The following is a 20,997-nucleotide window of genomic DNA, read 5'->3' as shown; positions in this document are numbered from 1 at the left end:
CTAATCGGCCGCAGACCCATCCTGAAGCGGCGGACCTTTGAACTACAGAGCATTCCAGCTTCCATAGTCTATGAGGTATTATCCCCAGTTTCCCGGGATTATCCCTCACTTCAGGGTAGGTTGTCCACGTGTTACTGAGCAGTATGCCGAGGTCTTACACCTCTCGACTCGCATGGCTTAATCGAACTCCGATAGCAGTGGCCTCTGGCAGGATCAACCAGAATTCTAAATTGTACATACGTACGCACACTAATATCTGAACCTTAATTCGAGGAATTAGCGGTTACTAAACAAATTTCCGCATTGCCAGTATCAACGTCAGAACCAACTCCGGTCAAGCCGGGTATTGTTGGATCTCCATCAAAGTTTTGCGTGTGTTCGTCGTGTTGTTCACTTGAACACGGGCTCATAATGTATGTTTCAAGGCTATTTATACCTTGTTACATGCTTTGTTTTGTGTTCGGAACCAAGCCCCGGAATTTCCGGTCGTTGTTGGTTCTTCACCACACGGTTTTCGTCGTGTTTTTGGTTTGAACACGGGCTTACAATGTAGGTTTTTTCGGTATATATACCTTATTGCCTTCATTTTCGGCCCATCTTCGGACCCGACACCCCTTTTTTACGGGAGTTTTCTTCGGGTCTTCATCAGAATTGTGGATCACATTATTCCACACACTAGCATTTAAGGGTTACTCCCCGGCCAGGCCCGGTTTTTCCGGGGAGATTGATTTGGGGGATTCTATATGCAGCTGCGATACTTGTACCGGCCAACCGGAACCGGGCACCGGGCCCGCATCGGGCGGATTTTCCCTGTACCGGCCGTGCGTTCCATGCCGCAGGTTCCGCGAAGATTCGCGGGGTTTCCCGGATCCCGGGAAATATCGGATAATACCGGCCGGATTCGCAGAATACGGCAGGTTTCCCGGGGAATCGCCTTGTCCGACAGCTTAGCCCGGACCGGGTCGCGCAGGGAACCGGCACGCGATCCCCCCACCCCGCGGCAGATCGCCCGGACGCGGGGGCCGTACATTTCCGCGCAGGTTTCCGGGCCGATCCCGGGCAGGATCGCGCACCCTGCCGCACTCTTCTTCCCGTCCAGGATACCCGCGGCCTTACATATACACTAAAAGAGCCGGACCTACACCGCCCCGGGTATTACTCAGCAGCTGCGAGCAGCAGCCGGTATAACCGCCCGGGCATGGTGGCCATCGGTACATGGGATGTTGGCAGTTCACGGCAGGTCCACCCTTCCCTGCGAGCTGCGATCTTCCGCATTGCTTCTGAAGTCACTGCGGCAAACTCGCTTTCCGTACACCGGATATAGGTTTTGAGCAGCGCCCGGATCTTTTCAGGATCGAACCGGATCTTTTCCGTATATGCTGCCGCAGGTTCCAGCCCGGGAACAGACAGGGGATCGATGCCGCTCTGGATAAACTGGTCAAAAAGAGATTCTCCCGGATCCGGCAGGGCTGCATCAAGGTAGACCAGGCGCCGGATCCTATCCGGCAGCCGGTCCGCGACTCCGGTAATGACCATCCCCCCGTAGCTGTGTCCGACAAGGATCACACTCTCTTTTCCCGCCGATTCGATAGTTTCAGAGATCTGCCCGATATGATCGGTAAGGTTATGCGTATGCTCGTTAGCAAGGGCGGGAGCAACGGCACGGTGGCCGTGCTCCTCAAGGGCTGCAACCGTCCCGTCCCAGTACCGGGCGCCAAGCCGGGTGCCCTCGGGAAAATTGTGCCGTTTTGTCAGACGGTTCCAGGTTTTGGCTGACATATTCCCCCCATGCACCAGGATATAGGTAGCCATCAAAAAGCAACTCTCCTGATTCTGACCTTTGTATCCGGGAGGCGATAATCCCTGCTGATGAAGGAAACGAAAAACAGGAAAAAAAGGATTGATGTTGTATCAGGGAACCGTCCGGTTACCCTTCCACTGCCGGCGCGGGGGCCGGGGCGGGTTCCTGCGGGACACCGTGGTCGTAGACCCGGGCAATGTACCGCGCAGAGAAGATCTGGACGAGCGGCTCGAGGACCAGCTGGATCAGCCATCCGACAAGCGGGATGAGCGCAAGGAGGGCGATGACCAGCCCGAAGAGGACGAGGAGCACGGCCACGATGATAAGCGCGAGGATGTACGCGCCCCAGCCGATCGTCTGGATGGTGGCGGTGAGCGCAGAGATCCGGAATGCTTCACGCATGCTGCCGGTCCGGGCAAAGCGCACGCAGCCCATATACGTGTACACGAGCGTGATCACGAGCACGATGAGCCCGATCATGAGGAGGAGGAATCCTGCGGTCATCATGGTGCCCATCGGAGCCGTCCGCGACATGGCCCCAAAAACGATCATGACAAACGAGGCAATGAGGATGACAAGCGCCGGGATCATCCAGACCAGGGCGACGATAAAGAGCTTGATGCCGTCAAGGTAGAGCGCGCCAAACGATTCGAATCCCGGCGGCTGTGCCGACCCGCGGAAGATCCTGACCAGGTACCCCGAGACGATGAACGAGAGGAGCAGGCCGATAAAGCCGAGCAGGATGATCTGCATCCAGGGGAGGTTGCTCCACTGGAACTCTCCCGTAGCGGAGACCAGGGTCTTGGGATCGTACAGGAAGTTGATGAGCGCAAACGGCAGGCTGCACAGGATAAATACCAGCCACGTGACCGGCTTTTTGAAGAGGGCAGCCTTGGTATACTGCGCTGCCTCTGAAACTAGTGCTCCGTAATCCATAATACTACAACAGTACTGCGGGCACAGGATAAAGGTGATGCGGGGAGGATCGGGCAGACAGGATCGGATGCCCTACCCCCCACAGGGTCACATGGTGCGTTTTTGTTTTTGGCCGGTTGCACCGTGCTAAAAAACGATAGAATAACCGCTCCACCAGGCCCGTATTTTACGCCGTAGCATGTGCAGGGAGCGGTTTTTTTAGCTGTTTTTGCGGATCTATTTGCAAAAACAGTTTTGCACCATGCCATGCGTGATGCGACCACCAAGATTTTCTTTTGGTCCGGAAAAACAGGGCAGTATATGCCCGTGTTTATCCCCCGCAAGGCAAAAAAGTGTGCCAACCGGATCCTGAAAAGCCCGGTGACCGATATCAGCGCCTTTGCAGCACTGGTCCGGAGCCTTATCCGGTTAAATCCTCTCGGATGCACATCATACAGTTCCGTGAGGAGGAATTATCCCCCGGTCAAGGTTATCCGCGAGAGGTATACGGCAAAATTCGTGTATACGAATCCTGCAGGAAAACGTATCGGGACAAGCTCGGAGGTCTATGACTCGGTAGACGGGTACGAGACCGGGATTGCCGCCATGATCTCGAACCTGGCAAATATCCAGGCCCACCGGGGGAAATGCCGGCATGTACAGGAGTCCGACCTCTTCTCGGCGATCCTGAAATGCCATGACCCTGACGACGGGATCTACTTTGTCTGCCTTGCAAGGAACAGCATCGCGGTATCATCGTATACCGGGGATAGTATCAGGAAAAAGGTGGAGATGTGGGCAGATTCTGTCCCGGCGCTTGCCTGAATCCGGAATCCGCCGGGCCTGCACCCCGGTAAGGCAGGAATAAGAGCAGTTTTCGACAGGTTCATGACAAACCGGCCCCAATCTCCGTGACACATGACCGTCACGCAGCTCGACCGGTTCTTCCATATTACCGAACGGGGTTCCACGTTCCGCCGGGAGATCGTTGCCGGCCTCGTGACGTTTGTCTCCATCGTCTACATCATCATCGTCAACCCGGGGATCCTCAAAGCCGCCGGGATCCCGTACGAGGCCTGCATGGCGGCAACGATTGTTACCGCCGCGATCGGCTGCATTATCATGGGCGGGTACGCGAACCGCCCCTTTGCCGTGGCGACCTACATGGGCGAGAACGCCTTTGTCGCGTATACCGTAGTCGGCGTCCTCCATTACCCGTGGCAGGCGGCCCTCGGGGCGGTCTTTGTGAGCGGCATCCTCCTTGTCGTCCTGACCCTCACGGGGTGGCGTTCGGTGATGAGCGAGGCCGTTCCCGCCTCGTTAAAACTGAGTTTCTCTGTGGGAATCGGGCTCTTTCTGGCGTTTGTCGGCCTGATCGACGCGGGGATCGTTGTGGTCGGGAGCGGGAGTGTCCCGGTGGAGATCGGGAACCTGCACACGCCGGCGGTCCTGCTCGCCATCATGGGTTTTGTCCTGACCGGGATCCTGATCGTCAAAAAGGTCCCGGCTGCGATCCTCGTGGGGATCCTTGCCACCGCCGGCCTTGCCTTTGCCTTCGGGGCTGCTCCCCTGCCCACCGGGGTGGTCTCCCTCCCGCCGGACATCTCCCCGACGTTTCTCCAGCTCGATCTTTCGGGGGTTTTCACGCTCGGGATGTTCCCGGTGGTGCTCACCCTCTTTACGATGATGTTTCTCGATACCATGGGAACGCTCATCGGCCTTGGCGCCCGGGCCGGGTTCCTTGACAGGGACGGGAATATCCCGGACGTGCAAAAGCCGTTTCTCGCCGATGCCCTTGCCACAACGGCGGGCGGGCTGCTCGGGACCACCACGAACGGCGTCTTTGTCGAGTCCGCGGCCGGGATCGAGCAGGGAGGGCGGACCGGGCTCGTGGCGATTGTCGTGGGCGGCCTGCTGCTCCTCGCCCTCTTCTTTGCCCCGCTCTTCTCGGCAATACCGGCGCTCGCCACCGGGCCGGTGCTCATCCTTGTCGGCCTCATGATGCTCCAGCCGGTAACACGGATAGACTTCTCCGATTATGCCGAAGTGATTCCGGCATTTACCGTGATCGTGATGATGAGCTTCACGTATAATATCGGGGTCGGGATGTGTGCCGGGTTTGTGCTCTGGCCGGTCTTTGCGGCGGTCAAAGGGAAGTTCCGCGAGATCCCGCCGGCCTGCTGGGCGCTCTGTGTACTCTGCCTGCTCTTCTTTGTCTTCTATCCCTACTGATCAGGATTTTTTTTACTGCATCCTGCGATAGTTTATTTCCGCCCGTGCTCGCGGATATATGCGTCAAGGGCCAGACGGGTTGAGTGACAGATATCGGCATGGTTGTATCGGGATCGGCTTCTTTTGGACCGATCCGATACTGAGGGGATAGTTTAGAACGCACTGGAGAACAATGAATTGCAGGAGACAGAATTCAAGGAAAACCCGTGACGGCGTTCCAGAAACCCTTACTCCGCCAGAGGGCCTGTCGGGTTTCCTTCCTCATCTTCTTTTACTACCTGCACGTACACATCCCCGAAGAACTCTTCCTGCCGGATGCTGCACCGTCCGTCGAGGGCAATAAAGAGGAGCGGAAGATAGACCTCGGGAAGCTTCCAGCCAAGGTCCTTACAGAGCTCGGCAAGGGTGATCTCGGTTGTCGGGTCGGCATTCGCGAGGCACTCCTCGATGATCTGTCGGGATGAATCCTGGTACCCCTCCTCGTGCGCGATGCTGACCACATCGTCGGCTTCGACCAGGTAGTCCTCATCCGGCGGGGGCAGGCGGCGGCGCCTCCGCTCTTCTTTTTCAAGGTTCTTGAGCTCGATGATCAGCTCGAAGAGCGTGACCGGGCTCTTCCGCAGGTTTTTCCGGTCGAGCCGGCGCTGGATCTCCCGTTCCAGCCGTTCGATAGGCCCGAGCCGGCTCTCGTCCGCGAAATCGGGATCCTCGGTAACGTCGTAGTCCCCGTCTTCCCCGTCACCCTCCTCGTCGTCCGATGCAACGTCCAGCTGTTCGGACTTCATCCGCAGGAGTGTTGCCGCGTAAAAGAGCGTTCGCCCGGAGATCTGGAGATTGAGCTGCCGGCACCGCTCCAGCTCGGAGAGGAACCGGTCCGTCACCTCGATAATATCGATGTTCCAGGGATCGATCTCGCCCCGTTCGGCAAGGCCGACCAGGATCTCGACCGGGTCCTTGAACATCTCCGGCTCGGGTTCCGGTGCGGCCGGCGCAGTCTCCGGGGCCGGCGCCGGGCCGGAACCGTCGGGGCCCGCGGTCCCGACACCTCCGGTATCAGGAGTCTCCGCGGCAGCTCCTTCCCCAGCCGGGACAGGTACCTCTTCTATCGCCGGTGCTGGCACGCTGGCTGGTTCCCCGGAGGGAGCCGGCGCTTTTGCCGCCCGCTTCTTCTTTTTGCCCGGTTCAGCCATTCACCTTGACCCCGGTAACGAGCGTGCTCTTGTCCGGCCGGATCGTCACGCCCATGATCCGTTCGGCTGCCTCGATCATCGGTTTACGCAGTGAGACGATGACAAACTGCGACGTGGGGGCAAGTTCTGAGATCATCGCCGCGATCCGTTCCACGTTCGCGCCGTCGAGCGACATATCCACTTCATCGAAGGCGTAGAACGGCGCCGGGATATAGCGCTGGATGGAGAGGATAAAGGCAAGGGTGGTGAGCGACTTCTCCCCGCCCGAGAGCGAGGAGAGCAGGTGGACTTTCTTGTCCCGGGGCTTGACCGCAAACGTGAGCCCGCCGGTGAAGGGGTCTTCCTCGTTTTCAAGGACCAGGTTGCCGCTCCCGCTCGTGAGCCGGGCAAAGATCTCCCGGAAGTTTGCATCGATCGTCTTAAAAGCGGTCATGAACGCCTCGAACTTCATCTGCTCGTACTTCTGGATACGCTCGATGAGGTTCTCCCGCTCTTTCGAGAGCGTGTCTTTGCGCTCGGTCCGCTCCTGTACCTGGTGCTCGATCTTCTCGTACTCCTCGATGGCGAGCATGTTCACGGCACCGATCTTGTGGATGGCAAGCTCCGCGTCCGCGATCTTGCCCTCGATCTCGGTGAGCGTGAGATCGGTCGTGACCTCGCCGACAATGGCTACGAGCGCGGCGATCTCCGCAGCGAGCGCGGCGGCCCGTTCCTCGAGGGCGGTGAGCTGGGCTGTGAACCGTTCCTTGTCGGAATCGAACTTGATGATCTTCGTCTCCGACGCGTGCATGCTCTCGGAGATCTCCGTCCTCTTCTTGCGCAGCTCCTCGATCTCGCCCGAGAACTGCTTCTGCTTCTCTTCGAGGTCGGCAATCACGGCCTTGTGGGCCGCGATCTGGTCGTTTGACCCGGCGATCTCGGTATCGATCTGCCGGTTGCGCTCGTCGAGCCGGGCACGTTCCTCGCCCAGTTCCCCGACCCGGGCCGTAAAGTGCTGGCGCTCGCGGGAGGCATCGTTCATGTCCGCCTCCTTGTTCCGCAGGCGGCGTTCGGCCTCCTCGATCTCCTTTTTCTTCTTCTCCATCTGGTCGGTGAGGGCCGGGATGTTCGTGTCGTCGAGTTTCTTCTTTATCGCATCGATCTCTGCCTGGATCCCGTTGATCGCCTCGGTCACCGTGTCGAGTGCGCCTTCAAGGGCGGCAAGTTCCGCGGCGCTGCTGCCGGTCTCTTCCTTCTGCCGGGCAACGGCGGCCTCTATCGTCTGCTTCTCGACCGTGATCGCCTCGAAGCGCCGGGTGTACTCCTCGTTTACCGCCCCGGACCGGGCCACGTTCTGGTCGATCTCGTTCCTTTCTGCCCGCTTTGCATCGACTTCCTCGGTCAGGCGCTTCACGCCCGCTTCAAGGGTCGATGCCTCGCCCGCGAGCTCGGCAAGGTGGGAACGGATCCGGACAATCTCGTCATCGACCGCAGCGCCGAATCCCCTGACCTGCTTCTTTGCCGAACCGCCGGTCATTGCCCCGCTCCGCTCCAGCAGTTCGCCGTCGAGGGTGACCATCCGGTACTTCCCGATCAGCTTCCGTGCCCGTTCCAGGGTGTCCACGACAACGGTCGCCCCGAGCGCAATGGCAAAGGCCTTGTCGTACACCGGGTCGTAATCGAGCAGGTTGACCGCGTAATCGACAACGCCGGCCTCTTTTACCGGCGGGAGCTGCGGGGGCTTGAGCTTGTTGAGCGGGAGGAAGGTGACCCGGCCCAGCCGCTCGTCCTTGAGGTACCGGATCGCATCCGATGCAATCTGGTCGGTGTCGCAGACCACGAACTGGAGCTTGTTTCCCGCAGCAACGTTGAGGGCAGTGGCGTACTCGGGCGGCGCCCGGCCCAGCTCCATGATGGTCCCATGGACGCCTTCCATGGCCTTTACGGCCTCGATGGCCCTGCCCCCGGACTCGCCCCGGGCCTGCTGGGCGGCTTCGAGCCGGATCGCGTCCTGCTCGGCATCCTTCATCTCGCCGCGGAGCCGTTCGAGCGAGGAGCGCTGGGCAAAGAGGGAGCCTTCGAGCTCCGAGAGGTTCCGGTCGAGCCCCTTCTTCCGTTCGGCAAGATCGGTGACCGACTTTTCGTTCTCCGCGAGCTGCTTCTGCTTCTCTGCGTACTCCTCATCGAGCTGTTTCTGGAGCGCAACCAGGCGTTCGAGCTCGCTCGTCCGCATCCGGCTCTTCTCGATGAGCATGTCCTGCTGGTGGAGGATGCCGGACCGTTCGCCCTTCTTTGCCTCCGCCGCTTCCATCAGGGCAAAGAGTTTCTGCCGGGACTCTTCGGTGTCCGAGGAGTACTGCCGGATCTCCGTCTCGATCTTCTCGAGCTGGGCCTTGTCCGTTGCCACCTCCATAGCGATATTCGTGCGGTCGATGGAGAGCGTGCGGATCTGGTCGGAGAGCTCCTGGACCCGTGCCTCGGCCCTTTTCGTATCGGCAAAGACCCGGTTGATCCCTTCGAGGTTCGTCTCCTTGTCCTTCTTTAACCGGGCTATGGTCTGCTCGGCGAGCTTGATCCCGCTCTTTGCCTCTTCGAGGTCGGCGATCAGCTTCAGGTACTCGGGGCCGCTCTTCTGGTTGATCAGCTCGTCGACATCGGCAAGGTCGGCCTTGAGGTAGGCGAGCTCGTTCTCTTCGATGCTCCGGTCGGATGCGATCCGTGCGATCTGGATCTTCTGCTCCTCTGCCGATGCAAGGATGGTCAGGCGTTCCTTTTCCTTGTCGTGGAGCTGGGCAGCGGAGCGGCAGCCCTGGTAAAAGGCGAGCTCCTTTTGCCACTTCTGGTATTCGAGGGCGTGCTCCCGCTCTTTCTTGAGCTCGTTTGCCCGTTTCGTGAGTTCGAGCAAGAGGAGCTCTTCGCGCTCGATGCGCTCCCTTACCACATCGAGTTCCGAGAGCGCCTGCTGTTTTTTCGTGTCGAACTCGGAGACCCCGGCGATCTCGTCGATGATCTTGCGGCGCTCGAAGTCGCTCATCTCCATGATCCGGGTCACGTCGCCCTGCATCACGACATTGTAGCCGTGCGGGATGATCCCGAACTTTGAGAGGTGGTCGACAATATCGCTCTGCTTGCAGAGCCGGTCGTTCAGGTAGTTGTAGCTGTAATAGCCGTTCCCGGTCTTCTTGATCCGGCGGCGGATCTTGGTCCCGTCGGAAAACGCAATGGCAACCTCGGCAATGTTCTTGCCGGAGTTGAGGTTGATGAGATCGGTGAGCTTCTCGGCCCGGAGGTTGCGGGAACTCGAAAGTGCGAGGACAAAGAGGATGGAATCAATAATATTGCTCTTGCCGGAGCCGTTCGGGCCCGATATGACGGTAAAACCCTCTAAAAAGGGAATTTTTGTCTTCTTTGAAAAAGACTTGAAATTATCTATCTCCAGCTCTGTGATGTGCAAAGATCCGGCTCCCTGGTACAGGCTTACTTCTTTGCAGGATCTTTAGACTTGTCCTCTTCGACCGCGTAGATGAGGTCGCTCTGTTTGGGCTTTGCGGAGATCCCCTTCTTGTTCCGCCCGTAGCCGGCAGAAGCAACGATGTAGTCCTTGTCCCCGCGTCGGGGTTCGAGTTTCATGGTCCCATCGGGCTGCATGATCATATCCATGGCGGGTTCTGCCGGGGCCTCGGGTTCGGCTTCCGCTGCACGGGAACCCCTGCGGATAATGACCGTGCTGCCACCGGCCTGGGGCGCTGCCGAGGCATTGCCGGATACCGCGCCGGGCACCTGTGAGCCCTGGACGATCGGCTGCATGCGCTTGAGCTCCTGGCGGCTGCGCTCCTCGGTCTGCTTGGACATCTTCATGGCAATCGACTTCAGGTCAAGGAGTTCCTGGGTGAGTCCCTTGACGAGCGCTTCCATCTCGTTGACCTTCTTTTCGAGCGCTGCAACGCGGTCCTCGCCTGCACCGCTTCCTGCGTTTTCCATCATCTTGATCACTCTCTCCTTTTCTTCAAGTTCGAACTCGAGGTACCTGATCTTTGCTTCCGGTCGAACCATGCCTAACCTGTATATGTTGTGATATATACTGGTGCGGCGCACTCCTTATTAATAATAGTAGTGATCTGCAGATGAGGAAAAAAAGGTTTGTGCCTGTTTGCTTTACCAAATGAGGCGCGGGGCTCCCCCGGGAGGTCGTTTTGGCCCCGTACGCGCTGTTTTACCCCCGCCCCGGGTCAGGGCGACCGGCCCTTGTGCGCTGCAGATCCGATCCCTTTGAACGGTACCAAAGAAAAGGTATTACCTGATCCACGCCAACCTTTTTCCATATGTCGTATCTATCCCAAACCGATCCAGAAATTGCAAATATTATAGAGATGGAGCGGCTCCGGCAGACGAACGGCCTGGAGCTGATCGCTTCCGAGAACATTGTCAGCCGTGCGGTGCTCGAAGCGATGGGTTCGATTATGACCAACAAGTACGCCGAGGGCTACCCGGGGAAGCGGTACTATGGCGGCTGCGAGTTCCACGATATGGCAGAGAACCTCGCCCGCGACCGGTTAAAGAAACTCTTCGGCGCACAGCACGCAAATGTCCAGCCCCACTCGGGCACCCAGGCAAATATGGCAGTCTATTTTGCCAACATGAAACTGGGCGAGAAGATATTCTCCATGAAACTCAACCAGGGCGGCCACCTTTCTCACGGCGCCCCGGTCAGTTTCACCGGCAAATTCTACCAGGTCGCCCAGTACGGAGTAGACCCGAAGACGGAAGTTCTGGATTACGGCGCGGTCGGCGAGATGGCGAAAAAAGAGAAGCCGCAGATGATTGTGTGCGGTGCATCTGCCTACCCGCGGACCATTGATTTCAAGGCATTCCAGGAGATCGCCGATGATGTAGGCGCCTTCTGCATGGCGGATATCGCCCACATTGCCGGCCTCGTGGCCACCAAGCAGCACCCGACCTCTGTCGGCGTCGTGAACTTTACGACCACTACGACCCACAAGACCCTCCGCGGCCCCCGCGGCGGCGCGATCATGTGCAACGAGGAATATGCAGCGGCAATCGACAAGGCGGTCTTCCCGGGCATGCAGGGCGGCCCCTTAATGCACGTCATCAGCGCAAAGGCAGTCTGCTTTGAAGAGGCGCTCAGGCCCTCGTTTACCGAATACAACAAGCAGATCATCAAGAACGCAAAAGTGCTCGCCGAGACCTTAATGAACAACGGCATCCGGCTCGTTTCGGGCGGCACCGACAACCACCTGATGCTCATCGACCTCACCAACCAGCACCTGACCGGCCTCGAGGCCGAGGTTGCCCTGGGTAAGGCAGGCATCACGGTCAACAAGAACACGATCCCGAACGAGACGAAAAGCCCGTTTGTCACGAGCGGTCTCCGGGTAGGTACCCCGGCCGTCACCTCGCGGGGCATGAAAGAGGCCGAGATGCGCCAGATCGGGAACTGGATCGCGTCGGTGGTAAAGGATATCAAGAACGAGACGCTGATCGCAAAGGTAAACGGGGAAGTCACTGCAATGGCGCAGAAGTACCCGATTTACCCGACAGTATAATAATCCCTTTTCTCATTTTCTATTTACAGGTGGTTTTTGGCAATGGTCACCATACTTGACGGGAAAGCAGTATCGGAAAAGCGGCTCGAACTCACAAAAGAGGCGATCGGCGAATCCGGCCTGTACCCGCGCCTTGCCACCGTGATTGTGGGAAGCGACCCGGCCTCGCAGATGTACGTCCGGATGAAGCACCGGGCCTGCGAGCGCGTGGGGATCGGCTCGGTCGGGATCGAGATCCCGGACGATGCCACCACGGCAAAGGTGCTGGAGACCGTTGCCCGGCTCAATGCGGACAATGATATCAACGGCATCCTCGTCCAGCTCCCACTCCCGAAACAGATCGATACCGATAAGGTCATCTCCGCGGTGAAGATCGAAAAGGACGTGGACGGGTTCCACCCCACGAGCCTTGGCCTCTTAATGAGCGGGAAGCCCTGCTTTACTCCATGCACCCCGACCGGGATTATGACGATCTTAAAAGAATACAACATACCGGTTGCCGGCGCACGGGCCGCAGTCGTGGGCCGGAGCATCGATGTGGGACGGCCGATGGCAGCGCTCCTCACGAACGCCGATGCAACGGTCACCATCTGCCACAGCAAAACCCGTGACCTCCCCGGGGAGCTCCGACGGGCCGACATCCTGGTCTCGGCCATAGGAAAAGCTCACTTCATCACACCGGAGATGGTCAAACCCGGCGCGGTTGTCATCGATGTCGGGATCAACCAGCTCAACGGGAAACTCGTGGGCGACGTTGATTTCGATGCAGTAAAAGAGGTAGCATCCGCGATTACCCCGGTTCCCGGGGGTGTCGGTCCCATGACCATTGCAACGCTCATGGAGAACACTTTCACCGCAGCGCAGAGGATGCAATGAAGACCTGCACCGTGAACAAGCTGGTGATCGGGGGCGATGCCCCGGTCCGGGTCATGGGCGTCATCAACGTGAGCAACGAGTCCTTCTACGCCAACTCCTACGTTCCTCTCGAAGAAGTGCATGCAACGGCAGTAGCAATGATCGAGCAGGGCGCGGACATGATCGATCTCGGCGCCCGGAGCACTGCACCGAACACGCAGGCGATCAGCGGGAAGACCGAGGCGGAACGGGTCGAGGCGGCATTGAACGAACTCGACGGGAGCGGGATCACGGTTTCCGTGGATACGATGCACCCGGGAGTGCTTGCGGTCTGCCTGAACCACGATGTCCACGCGGCAAACGATATCGGGGGATTTATTTACCCGGCGTATGCGAAAGAGGTGGCTGACGCCGGCCTCCCTGCCTTCGTGATGGCGGCAAACCGGCAGCCCGGCGATCCCGTGGGGGTCGCCGAGACGCTTGCCTCGCTCGAAGGCGTCATAAAAAGGTGCGATGAGGCCGGGGTAAAAGAGTACGTGCTCGACCCGGGCGTCGGGATCTGGACCCCAATGCGGTCGGTCGAGGACGACTGGGAACTCTGCCGGCACTTTGAGGAGTTTTTGAAATTTGACCGCCCGGTGCTAGCCGCGGTGTCACGGAAGACCTTTATCGGGATGCTCCTGAACCGCTATCCCGAAGAACGGCTCCCGGGCACCCTTGCCGTGACCATGGAGCTGTTACAAAAAGGCCCGTCCATCATCCGGACCCACGATGTGGCGGCCACCCGGGATATCATGAAAGTCCGCGAGCGCATGACGAGGCCGTAGATGAAGAACTCATATACGGTGATCGGCCTCTCCACGGGGATCATCCGTCCCGGCGACCCGTTTGTGGACCGGATCATCGAGTCGGCAAAAGCGGCCGCCGGGGGATTTTGTGACGGCGATGTCCTGGTCCTTGCCGAGACCGCTGTTGCCACCGCGGAAGGACATGTCATCCATCTCGATGCGGTAACGCCGTCTTCCCGTGCAGAGGAGCTGGCAAAGAAGCACCACATGGACCCCCGCACCGTGGAAGTGGTCCTTGCCGAGAGCGACGATATTGTCGGGGGGATCCCGGGGTTCCTGCTCTGCATGAAGCAGGGCACCCTGCTCCCGAATGCAGGGGTGGATGCCTCGAACGCCCCGCCGGGCTGTATTGTCCCGCTGCCAAAGGACCCGGATGCAAGCGCAAAGAGGATCCGCAGGGAGATCGAGAGCCGGTGCAGCGTCTCTGTCGGGGTGCTTGTTATCGACAGCAGGACACATGCCATGCGGCTGGGGTGTTCCGGCGTTGCCATCGGGTGCTCCGGGATCGATTCGGTGATCGATGACCGGGGCAGGAGCGACCTCTTCGGGCGCAAGCTCGAGGTGACTAAACGGGCCGTGGCCGACAACATCGCCTCAGCAGCAGAACTGGTCATGGGCGAGGCCGATGAATGCACGCCGGCCGTTATTGTCCGGGGACTGGGCATGCCCATCGGCGACCAGGAAGGCGTCGGGACCATCGATGCCGACGAATGCCTGTTCATGGGCGTATTCCGCAGGGGCAGGCAGGAATAGGCCCTTTAAAAAACGAGAACCTCTTTTTTTAATTCCCGGAACTTGTTCCGGGTTTGGTAAAATTACCGGCACCGTATTCCGCCGGATCCTGATGGGGGTTACGCCCGCTTCGCAATGATAAGCTGGACCACCGATTCACTGGAAAATGTTCCCGAAGGTTCGAGTGCAAGCAGGCTTTTGGTGAGCCGGTCGCGGAACTCGGCATTGCGCTCGCCGAGAAGAACCGGGTCGATGTACGAGGTGCTGAGCTGGTGGCCGATGATCTCGTCCACGGTAAATGTCTCGCGGACCGGGAATTCCACAACTTCGAAGGCCGAAAACGGGGACCGGGCAAAGACGTCTTCATGCCGGTCCTTCTCATTGCCGAGCTTCTTTTTAAGGCGCCCCGAATAGTCCCACGAATCGCCGAGCATCTCCGTTAGGACCTCTTTTACCGCCCGGCCCCACCCCTCATGGAGGTGAGAGAAGAACCCGTCGGTCCGGCTCAGGCAGGCTACCCCCCCACCGGGCCCTATCAGGGTATCGAGGGCACAAAGAACCGCTGGCCGGTCCATCCAGTGGAACGAGAGCCCCATGGTGCAGAGCCGGAGCGGTGGAAGGCCAAGGGCCCCAAGGGTCGTATCGGAGCCGGCAAGCCAGGAAATACCGGGGACCCGGTCTGCTCTGGCCCGGCTGCGGCCCGCTTCGCGCATCTCCGGGTCAGGGTCAACAGCATAGATCTTCAGGCCGCGCCGGGCAAGGGGAAGCGCCACGTTCCCGGTCCCGCAGCCGAGATCGAGGACTGCCGATCCCGGGGCAAGCGAAAACCGGGAAACGATCGTATCAAAGACCTCTGCCGGGTAGCCCCTGCGGTACCGGGCATAATAGCCGGCCTTGCCGCAAAAGAAGCCGGTATTATTGGATTTATCCGAATTTTTGCTGTTCCCGGCCATGTTCCCTCTGGTGTACGGGTATTGGATTTTGCGGGCCAAAACCGTTCCCCACACGGCATCATCCAGCAGGCATAATTTTCCAGGAGGTATACAGTATTATCAGAAGGATTCATGAAGATCGCATTTGTTCTCTACGATGGCGTGACGCTCCTTGATTTTGCCGGTGCGTACGACCCGCTCACCCGGCTCAGGACCAGGGGCTTTGTGCCGGATCTGGAATACTGCACCTGTGCACGGCAGGAACGGATCCGGTCGTTCGAGGGCGTTGAACTTGCAGTGGACATGGTCAGCCCGGATCTTTCGGGATTCGATTACATTGTCATTCCCGGCGGGAACGTAATAGCAGACCTCCTCCGGGACCGGAAGTTTATCGCATGGCTTTCCATTGATCCGGGGAAAACAACCGTTGCCGCGGTCTGCGGGGGCGTACTGCTCGCCGGGGCGGCGGGGATGCTCAAGACCCGGCGGGCCACCACGAACCCGGCCCTCACGGAGATCCTCAGGAAATTTGCAAAAGAGGTATCGAAAGACCGGGTTGTGGATGACGATCGCGTGATCACGGCCGGGGGCGTGACCGCCGCCATTGACATGGGGCTGTACCTTGCAGAAAAGATCGCCGGTCCTGCTGCACGGGCCGCGATCCAGAAACAGATGGACTACCCGTACTATCCTCCGGGGCCGGCCTGATGACCGGGCTCCGTCTCCATACCCGGCGTCTCGATCTCATTCCTGCAGACCGTGAGATCCTGTCCGCCGATCTCCATGACCATACGGAGCTTTCCCGGCTGCTGGATGCAGAGATCCCCGCAGCCTGGCCGCCTTCTGAAATGAACACAGAAGTCCTCGCCGAGTTCCTCCGGATGGAGACCGAACAGACCGATCCGTTCTTTGCCTGCTGGTACTGGGTGCTGGACGAGCCGGAGGCAAAGAGAAGAATCCTTGTCGGGAGCGGCGGGACCGGGACCGCATACGATGAGCCGGGGACCGTGCTCATCGGGTATTCGGTGCTCGATGCATTCCAGGGCCGGGGATATGCCACCGAGGCGGTACGGGAGATGATCCCGGCAGTCTTTTCCTATCCCCGGATCCTGCGGATCATGGCAACGACCTTTCCGGAACTCAAAGCATCCCTCCGGGTCCTTGAAAAGACCGGCTTTACCTGTACGGGACCGACAACACCCGGGTCGGGACTTGAGGAAGGAACGCTCGGGTTTGTGCTGGACCGGAGTGCGTGGGAGACCGCCTGCCGGCATACCTCCGATCCCCGACCGCGTGATTCATAGGATCCGACAGACGATCCTCTAGGGAAGAGCATGGCACCACCCCAGCAGGGACCGGATGATTCCCGCAATAAGCCGTTTCTCACCGGTCCCCCGTTTTACCTCAAAGAGTTCGAGGATTCTTACCGGTACATCATCGACGAGTACGAGGTGCAGCCCAAAAAAATTGCCATTTTTATGCCCTGCGCCATGAAAAAGCCGTACAGCACGAGCCCGAGCCACCAGCTCATCCGGATGATCATCTCGCAGGTCTTCGATGAGTCCCAGTACCACATCGTGATCTTCGGCACCTGCGGGATCGTGCCTACCGAACTTGAAACCATGTACCCGTATGCCCACTACCGGTACATGCTCGGGAAGTGCAATGACGACAAGGTAAAAGAGGACTTCCTTGCGGTTGAGACCGACCGGGTGGCCGGCTATCTGGAAAAGACCCGGGATACCTATACCTACCGTGTCGGGTACTGCATCGGCCTTTTCCGCGAAGCGATGGTCCGGGGATCCAAAAAAGCCGAAATCCCTCTCGACCTCCTCCTCCCGACAAAGGACATGATCGAACGGGTGATCGAGGAAGAAGAGTGCCGGTTCCAGGAAGGGAGCCTCTCGATGGACGAGTACCTGGGCGAGTTCTGCGACTCCCTTATCCGGTTCAGGAACGAACACCCGGACCTGAAACGTTCCGGGTAACGGGGACGTTTCTTATTCACAGGTATGTCCGGGAATTTGCCGGCAGGTTTTGGTATCACTATGTACCGGTAGGGGGCATACGTTGAACGCCCGTAAAAATACTAAAAATATCAAATTTGTACCATAATGTATATATTCGTACAAAGTAATCTCTTAGTATGCAGACCAAGATCCTCCTTGACGAGGAGCAGATCCCAAAAAAGTGGTATAATGTCCAGGCAGACCTGCCCTCGCCGCTCGACCCCCCGCTTCACCCGCAGACCCACAAACCCATCGGCCCCGCAGATCTTTCCGCGATCTTTCCCATGGAACTGATCCGGCAGGAAGTAACGACCGATAAGTACGTGGATATCCCCGAGGAAGTGCGGGAAGTGTTCCGGCTCTACCGCCCAAGCCCACTCTACCGCGCCCACCGGCTGGAGAAGTTCCTGAAGACCCCGGCAAAGATCTACTACAAGTGGGAGGGCGTGAGCCCGGCCGGGAGCCACAAGACCAACACTGCGATACCGCAGGCGTATTATAACAAAAAGGCAGGTATCGAGCGGATCGCAACCGAGACCGGCGCCGGCCAGTGGGGCTCAGCCATGTCCTTTGCAACCATGCTCTACGGTCTGGAATGTACCGTGTACATGGTCCGGTCGAGCTACACGCAGAAGCCGTACCGGAAATCCATGATGCAGGTCTGGGGAGCGGAGTGTATCCCGAGCCCGAGCACTAAGACAAAGTCCGGGCAGGCCGTTCTCGCAAAAGACCCCGATACGCCCGGGGCGCTCGGGATTGCAATCTCCGAGGCAGTCGAGGATGCGGCAAGCCACAACAACACGAACTATGCACTGGGCTCGGTCCTCAACCACGTCTGTCTCCACCAGACGGTGATTGGCCTTGAGTGCCGCGAGCAGCTGGCCTCGGTCGATGCGTACCCGGACGTAGTGATCGGCTGCGTGGGCGGCGGCTCGAACTTTGCCGGCATCTCGTTCCCGTTTGCCGGGGACAAACTGACCGGGAAGCACAAGGACGTGGACATCATCGGCGTCGAGCCGGCCTCGTGCCCGAGTCTCACCAAGGGGCTCTACACGTACGACTTTGGCGACGAGGCGGGCTACACCCCGCTCATGAAGATGTTCACGCTCGGCCATGACTTTGTCCCGCCGGCAATGCATGCCGGGGGCCTGCGCTACCACGGGGACTCGCCCATAGTATCAAGGCTTGTCCACGACGGCGTGATGCGGGCGGTCGCTTACCACCAGAGTGAGGTATTCGAGGCGGCCCAGACCTTTGCCCGGACCGAAGGGATCATCGTTGCTCCCGAGGCCTCCCATGCAGTAAAAGGAGCCGTCGACGAGGCGCTCGCATGCAAAAAGACCGGCGAGGAAAAGACGATCCTCTTCAACTGCACGGGCCATGGCAACTTCGACATGACCGCGTACGATGCATTCTATTCCGGCAAGCTCGTGGACTACGAGTACCCGGACGAACTGATCAAAGAAGCCCTCGGGCGGATCCCGAAGATCGAATAACCTTTTTTTATGCCCGTCCTTGGTCTCATCATAAACCCTGTCGCCGGCATGGGCGGGTCCGTGGGCCTCAAGGGAACGGACGGGAAAGCAGACGAGGCCCAAAAGCGGGGAGCCGTACCGCATGCACAGGACCGTGCAGCGACTGCACTGGCACCCCTAAAAGATCTCCCGGATCTCACGTTCCTTACCTGCAGCGGGGAGATGGGGGAGGACGTGCTCAGGCAGTGCGGGATCTCCCGGTACCGGATTGCGTATACCGCCAAAGGCAAGAGCACCGCGGATGATACAAAAAATGCTGTCCGTGCAGTTGTTGCAGAAGGGGCCGACCTGATCCTTTTCTGCGGGGGCGACGGGACCGCCCGGGATGTTTTTGCTGCTGCCGGCCGGGACGTGCCGGTCCTTGGGATCCCGGCAGGGGTGAAGATGTACTCCGCGGTCTTTGCCGTTGACCCGGCCTCTGCGGCAGGGATCCTTTCCGGGCCGTACACGATCACGGACGGCGACGTGGTTGACGTGGACGAGGAGGCATACCGGGCCGGCACGCTTGCCACTCGGCTGTACGGCATTGCCCGGGTTGCGGCCCGGGCCGGCATGACCCAACCCGCAAAACAGGTATTCGAGGAGGCTGACGAGGAGCGGGCAAAGGATGAGATCGCCCGGTTCATGGCCGAAGTGATGCTGCCGGACACGCTCTATATCCTTGGAGCAGGGACGACCACCGAGGCGATCGCCCGCCGCCTCGGGATGCCAAAAGCTCTTCTCGGTGTGGATGCGGCACTAAACGGCAACATCATTGCCGCGGATGCAGACGAGAAGACGCTGCTCTCCCTTACCGGAAAATATCCCGGTGCCCGGATCATCGTGAGCCCCATCGGGGCACAGGGATTTATCCTTGGCCGGGGCAGCCAGCAGATCAGCCCTGCGGTGGTGCGGCGGGTCGGGACAGACCGGGTGATCGTGGTTGCTACACCGCACAAGCTGCGTGAGACGCCGGCTCTTTACGTGGACTCGGGCGATCCTGAAATTGACGCCGGTTTTGGGCCGTCCGTCCTGGTCATATCAGGGTACCGGATCGCGCAACGAAAGAAGATCCACCGGGCGGAAGAGCAATAAAAAAAGAGGGGCGCCGGTTACAGCGGCACAACGGTCTTTTTGTACATCTCGTTTAAGACCTGCCCAAGACCCGCGTAGATTGCCAGGAATCCGCAGAGGATCCCTTCGTATCCCGCGATCACGGTGATCGTGCTGTTCCCGGTTGCATCGCCAAGTGCGAGCAAAAAGAACAGGATTGTTAACGTCCCGAACACCAGCTGGAGTGCCCGGTTTGCCTTTAAGGTCCCGATGAACATGACGAGCGTAAAGATCCCCCACATGGCAAGGTACGCGGCCATCGATGTTGCATCCGGTGCTGCGGCGAGCCCCAGTTTCGGGAGTACGAGCAGGGCCACCAGCGTCAGCCAGAACATCCCGAACGAGGTAAACGCGGTCGCCCCGAAGGTATTGTTCTTCTTCCACTCCTCGATCCCGGCGATCACCTGTGCAAGGCCGCCATAGAAGATCCCCATCGCGAGGATCATGGAGCCGAGTGCGAAGAAACCTGCATTGTGCAGGTTCAAAAGCACCGTAGTCATGCCGAACGCGACGAGCCCAAGGGGCGCCGGGTTCGCGGTCATATCCAGGTTTTTCACGGCCGTGGCCGTCTGTGTCGTGTCGGTCTGCATAGTTTCCTACTCCATTACCAATTCTCCTTCGTTTCCAGGTATTTGTACATTTTTATATGCCTGTCATTCTTCAAGTGTCGAGACATCCCCAGGGTCCATCCCCAGTTCTTTTGCCTTTAAGACCCGGCGCATGATCTTGCCGCTCCGGGTCTTGGGCAGTTTATCGACATACTCGATCTCGTGCGGGACCGCGATGGGCCCGAGCGTGATCCTCACGTGATATGCAAGGTCTTTGGTGAGTTTCTCGCTCGGATTGTTTCCCACGCGGAGGATCACAAACGCCTTGATGGAGTTCCCCTTGATCGGATCGGGTTTTCCAATCACTGCAGCTTCTGCCACTGCATGATGCGAGACAAGTGCACTCTCCACTTCGGCCGTCCCGATGTTGTGGCCCGAGACAATGATGATATCATCGGCCCGGCCAATCACCATGATGTACCCGTCAGTCCCTTTGACCGCAAGATCGCCTGCGGCATACATGCCGGGGATTGTCTCCCAGTACTTCCGGTACCGCTCGTCGTTCTTGTAGATCGTGCGCATCATGGACGGCCAGGGCTTTTTGATCGCCAGAAAGCCCCCGGTGCCCGGAGGGACCGGTATGCCGTCCTTGTTCACGACATCGGCCTCGACCCCGCAGACAGGTTTTCCGACAAAGCCGGGCCGCATGGGTTCCCCAACCATGGTGGTGATCATCTGCATGCCGGTCTCGGTCTGCCACCAGGT

Annotated in this window: 19 protein-coding genes and 1 rRNA gene (1 of these 20 only partly in view); 11 read left to right on the top strand and 9 right to left on the bottom strand. The window is 59.1% G+C overall.

The window, feature by feature from the left end:
• The 3 genes from BP758_RS12360 to BP758_RS07210 all read right to left on the bottom strand — a co-directional run.
• Positions 1-224: ribosomal RNA gene (locus BP758_RS12360) — 16S ribosomal RNA — on the bottom strand; it reaches 2,063 nt to the left of the window's first position.
• A 931-nt stretch (positions 225-1,155) separates the two neighbouring features.
• Complete coding sequence (locus BP758_RS07215) at positions 1,156-1,812, bottom strand: alpha/beta fold hydrolase (protein WP_292370190.1); 657 nt, start codon at positions 1,810-1,812, stop codon at positions 1,156-1,158.
• A gap of 115 nt (positions 1,813-1,927) precedes the next feature.
• Positions 1,928-2,737, bottom strand: a complete 810-nt coding sequence (locus BP758_RS07210; RefSeq protein ID WP_292370188.1) for a DUF4013 domain-containing protein — start codon at positions 2,735-2,737, stop codon at positions 1,928-1,930.
• A 300-nt stretch (positions 2,738-3,037) separates the two neighbouring features.
• Between BP758_RS07210 and BP758_RS07205 the strand changes: the two genes are divergently transcribed.
• A complete protein-coding gene (locus BP758_RS07205; protein WP_292370186.1) occupies positions 3,038-3,541 on the top strand; it encodes a hypothetical protein in 504 nt (167 codons plus the stop codon).
• Between the two features lie 93 nt (positions 3,542-3,634).
• Positions 3,635-4,948 carry an NCS2 family permease gene (locus tag BP758_RS07200; RefSeq protein WP_292370184.1) on the top strand — a complete coding sequence of 438 codons (1,314 nt, stop codon included), beginning with the start codon at positions 3,635-3,637 and terminating at the stop codon, positions 4,946-4,948.
• A gap of 227 nt (positions 4,949-5,175) precedes the next feature.
• Here BP758_RS07200 and BP758_RS07195 read toward each other — a convergent pair whose 3' ends face one another.
• Genes BP758_RS07195 through BP758_RS07185 form a run of 3 tightly spaced genes read right to left on the bottom strand, consistent with a single transcriptional unit; the run spans position 5,176 to position 10,170 of the window.
• Positions 5,176-6,138, bottom strand: coding sequence for a ScpA family protein (locus BP758_RS07195; RefSeq protein ID WP_349680502.1), 963 nt, complete (start codon positions 6,136-6,138; stop codon positions 5,176-5,178).
• Positions 6,131-9,571 carry a chromosome segregation protein SMC gene (gene smc / locus BP758_RS07190; protein WP_292370182.1) on the bottom strand — a complete coding sequence of 1,147 codons (3,441 nt, stop codon included), beginning with the start codon at positions 9,569-9,571 and terminating at the stop codon, positions 6,131-6,133. Before smc ends, BP758_RS07195 begins: the two co-directional genes overlap by 8 nt.
• A 23-nt stretch (positions 9,572-9,594) precedes the next feature.
• Entirely contained in the window at positions 9,595-10,170 is a 576-nt protein-coding gene (locus BP758_RS07185) for a hypothetical protein (protein ID WP_292370180.1), read from the bottom strand.
• 269 nt (positions 10,171-10,439) lie between these two features.
• Here BP758_RS07185 and glyA point away from each other — a divergent pair, with 269 nt between their 5' ends.
• From glyA to cofE, 4 genes are read left to right on the top strand one after another with little or no spacing between them, the layout of a single operon-like run.
• Entirely contained in the window at positions 10,440-11,681 is a 1,242-nt protein-coding gene (gene glyA, locus BP758_RS07180) for a serine hydroxymethyltransferase (protein WP_292370177.1), read from the top strand.
• 42 nt (positions 11,682-11,723) lie between these two features.
• Entirely contained in the window at positions 11,724-12,557 is an 834-nt protein-coding gene (gene folD, locus BP758_RS07175; RefSeq protein ID WP_292370175.1) for a bifunctional methylenetetrahydrofolate dehydrogenase/methenyltetrahydrofolate cyclohydrolase FolD, read from the top strand.
• The gene (gene folP / locus BP758_RS07170; RefSeq protein ID WP_292370173.1) at positions 12,554-13,363 is read left to right on the top strand and encodes a dihydropteroate synthase; all 810 of its coding nucleotides are present in this window, start codon (positions 12,554-12,556) and stop codon (positions 13,361-13,363) included. The genes folD and folP overlap by 4 nt, the downstream gene beginning before the upstream one ends.
• Positions 13,364-14,137, top strand: coding sequence for a coenzyme F420-0:L-glutamate ligase (gene cofE / locus BP758_RS07165; protein ID WP_292370171.1), 774 nt, complete (start codon positions 13,364-13,366; stop codon positions 14,135-14,137).
• 98 nt (positions 14,138-14,235) lie between these two features.
• On the opposite strand, the gene BP758_RS07160 is transcribed toward cofE, so the two are convergent.
• Entirely contained in the window at positions 14,236-15,069 is an 834-nt protein-coding gene (locus tag BP758_RS07160) for a class I SAM-dependent methyltransferase (RefSeq protein ID WP_292370169.1), read from the bottom strand.
• A 111-nt stretch (positions 15,070-15,180) separates the two neighbouring features.
• On the opposite strand from BP758_RS07160, the gene BP758_RS07155 reads away from it, so the two are divergent.
• The 5 genes from BP758_RS07155 (at position 15,181) to BP758_RS07135 (ending at position 19,666) form a co-directional block, all read left to right on the top strand.
• Entirely contained in the window at positions 15,181-15,756 is a 576-nt protein-coding gene (locus BP758_RS07155; protein ID WP_292370167.1) for a DJ-1/PfpI family protein, read from the top strand.
• Entirely contained in the window at positions 15,756-16,352 is a 597-nt protein-coding gene (locus BP758_RS07150) for a GNAT family N-acetyltransferase (protein ID WP_292370165.1), read from the top strand. Before BP758_RS07155 ends, BP758_RS07150 begins: the two co-directional genes overlap by 1 nt.
• 30 nt (positions 16,353-16,382) lie before the next feature.
• On the top strand, positions 16,383-17,036 hold the full coding sequence (locus BP758_RS07145; protein ID WP_292370163.1) for a DUF5591 domain-containing protein: 654 nt from the start codon (positions 16,383-16,385) through the stop codon (positions 17,034-17,036).
• A gap of 158 nt (positions 17,037-17,194) precedes the next feature.
• Positions 17,195-18,553 (top strand): TrpB-like pyridoxal phosphate-dependent enzyme, encoded by a 1,359-nt coding sequence (locus tag BP758_RS07140; protein ID WP_292370161.1) that lies wholly within the window; start codon positions 17,195-17,197, stop codon positions 18,551-18,553.
• Between the two features lie 9 nt (positions 18,554-18,562).
• Positions 18,563-19,666 (top strand): ATP-NAD kinase family protein, encoded by a 1,104-nt coding sequence (locus BP758_RS07135; RefSeq protein ID WP_292370160.1) that lies wholly within the window; start codon positions 18,563-18,565, stop codon positions 19,664-19,666.
• Positions 19,667-19,683: 17 nt separating this feature from the next.
• Here BP758_RS07135 and BP758_RS07130 read toward each other — a convergent pair whose 3' ends face one another.
• Together BP758_RS07130 and BP758_RS07125 are read right to left on the bottom strand one after the other, a co-directional pair.
• Positions 19,684-20,274, bottom strand: a complete 591-nt coding sequence (locus tag BP758_RS07130) for an acetate uptake transporter (RefSeq protein ID WP_292370158.1) — start codon at positions 20,272-20,274, stop codon at positions 19,684-19,686.
• Positions 20,275-20,337: 63 nt separating this feature from the next.
• Positions 20,338-20,997, bottom strand: a 660-nt coding sequence (locus tag BP758_RS07125; RefSeq protein WP_292370156.1) for an acyl-CoA synthetase, incomplete at its 5' end; no start/stop codon positions are given.

This window comes from Methanoregula sp. UBA64, from assembly GCF_002502735.1.
GTDB lineage: Archaea > Halobacteriota > Methanomicrobia > Methanomicrobiales > Methanospirillaceae > Methanoregula.
This window is presented reverse-complemented; position numbering and strand designations above follow the sequence as displayed.

Bases quoted from the DNA above. Each gene is read 5' to 3' on its own strand.
- BP758_RS07130 (WP_292370158.1), bottom strand. From the start codon at position 20,274: ATGCAGACCGACACGACACAGACGGCCACGGCCGTGAAAAACCTGGAT.
- BP758_RS07205 (WP_292370186.1), top strand. From the start codon at position 3,038: ATGCCCGTGTTTATCCCCCGCAAGGCAAAAAAGTGTGCCAACCGGATC.
- BP758_RS07200 (WP_292370184.1), top strand. From the start codon at position 3,635: ATGACCGTCACGCAGCTCGACCGGTTCTTCCATATTACCGAACGGGGT.
- BP758_RS07160 (WP_292370169.1), bottom strand. From the start codon at position 15,069: ATGGCCGGGAACAGCAAAAATTCGGATAAATCCAATAATACCGGCTTC.
- BP758_RS07140 (WP_292370161.1), top strand. From the start codon at position 17,195: ATGCAGACCAAGATCCTCCTTGACGAGGAGCAGATCCCAAAAAAGTGG.
- BP758_RS07210 (WP_292370188.1), bottom strand. From the start codon at position 2,737: ATGGATTACGGAGCACTAGTTTCAGAGGCAGCGCAGTATACCAAGGCT.
- BP758_RS07215 (WP_292370190.1), bottom strand. From the start codon at position 1,812: ATGGCTACCTATATCCTGGTGCATGGGGGGAATATGTCAGCCAAAACC.
- BP758_RS07145 (WP_292370163.1), top strand. From the start codon at position 16,383: ATGGCACCACCCCAGCAGGGACCGGATGATTCCCGCAATAAGCCGTTT.
- BP758_RS07195 (WP_349680502.1), bottom strand. From the start codon at position 6,138: ATGGCTGAACCGGGCAAAAAGAAGAAGCGGGCGGCAAAAGCGCCGGCT.
- BP758_RS07135 (WP_292370160.1), top strand. From the start codon at position 18,563: ATGCCCGTCCTTGGTCTCATCATAAACCCTGTCGCCGGCATGGGCGGG.
- folD (WP_292370175.1), top strand. From the start codon at position 11,724: ATGGTCACCATACTTGACGGGAAAGCAGTATCGGAAAAGCGGCTCGAA.
- folP (WP_292370173.1), top strand. From the start codon at position 12,554: ATGAAGACCTGCACCGTGAACAAGCTGGTGATCGGGGGCGATGCCCCG.
- BP758_RS07185 (WP_292370180.1), bottom strand. From the start codon at position 10,170: ATGGTTCGACCGGAAGCAAAGATCAGGTACCTCGAGTTCGAACTTGAA.
- BP758_RS07155 (WP_292370167.1), top strand. From the start codon at position 15,181: ATGAAGATCGCATTTGTTCTCTACGATGGCGTGACGCTCCTTGATTTT.
- cofE (WP_292370171.1), top strand. From the start codon at position 13,364: ATGAAGAACTCATATACGGTGATCGGCCTCTCCACGGGGATCATCCGT.
- glyA (WP_292370177.1), top strand. From the start codon at position 10,440: ATGTCGTATCTATCCCAAACCGATCCAGAAATTGCAAATATTATAGAG.
- BP758_RS07150 (WP_292370165.1), top strand. From the start codon at position 15,756: ATGACCGGGCTCCGTCTCCATACCCGGCGTCTCGATCTCATTCCTGCA.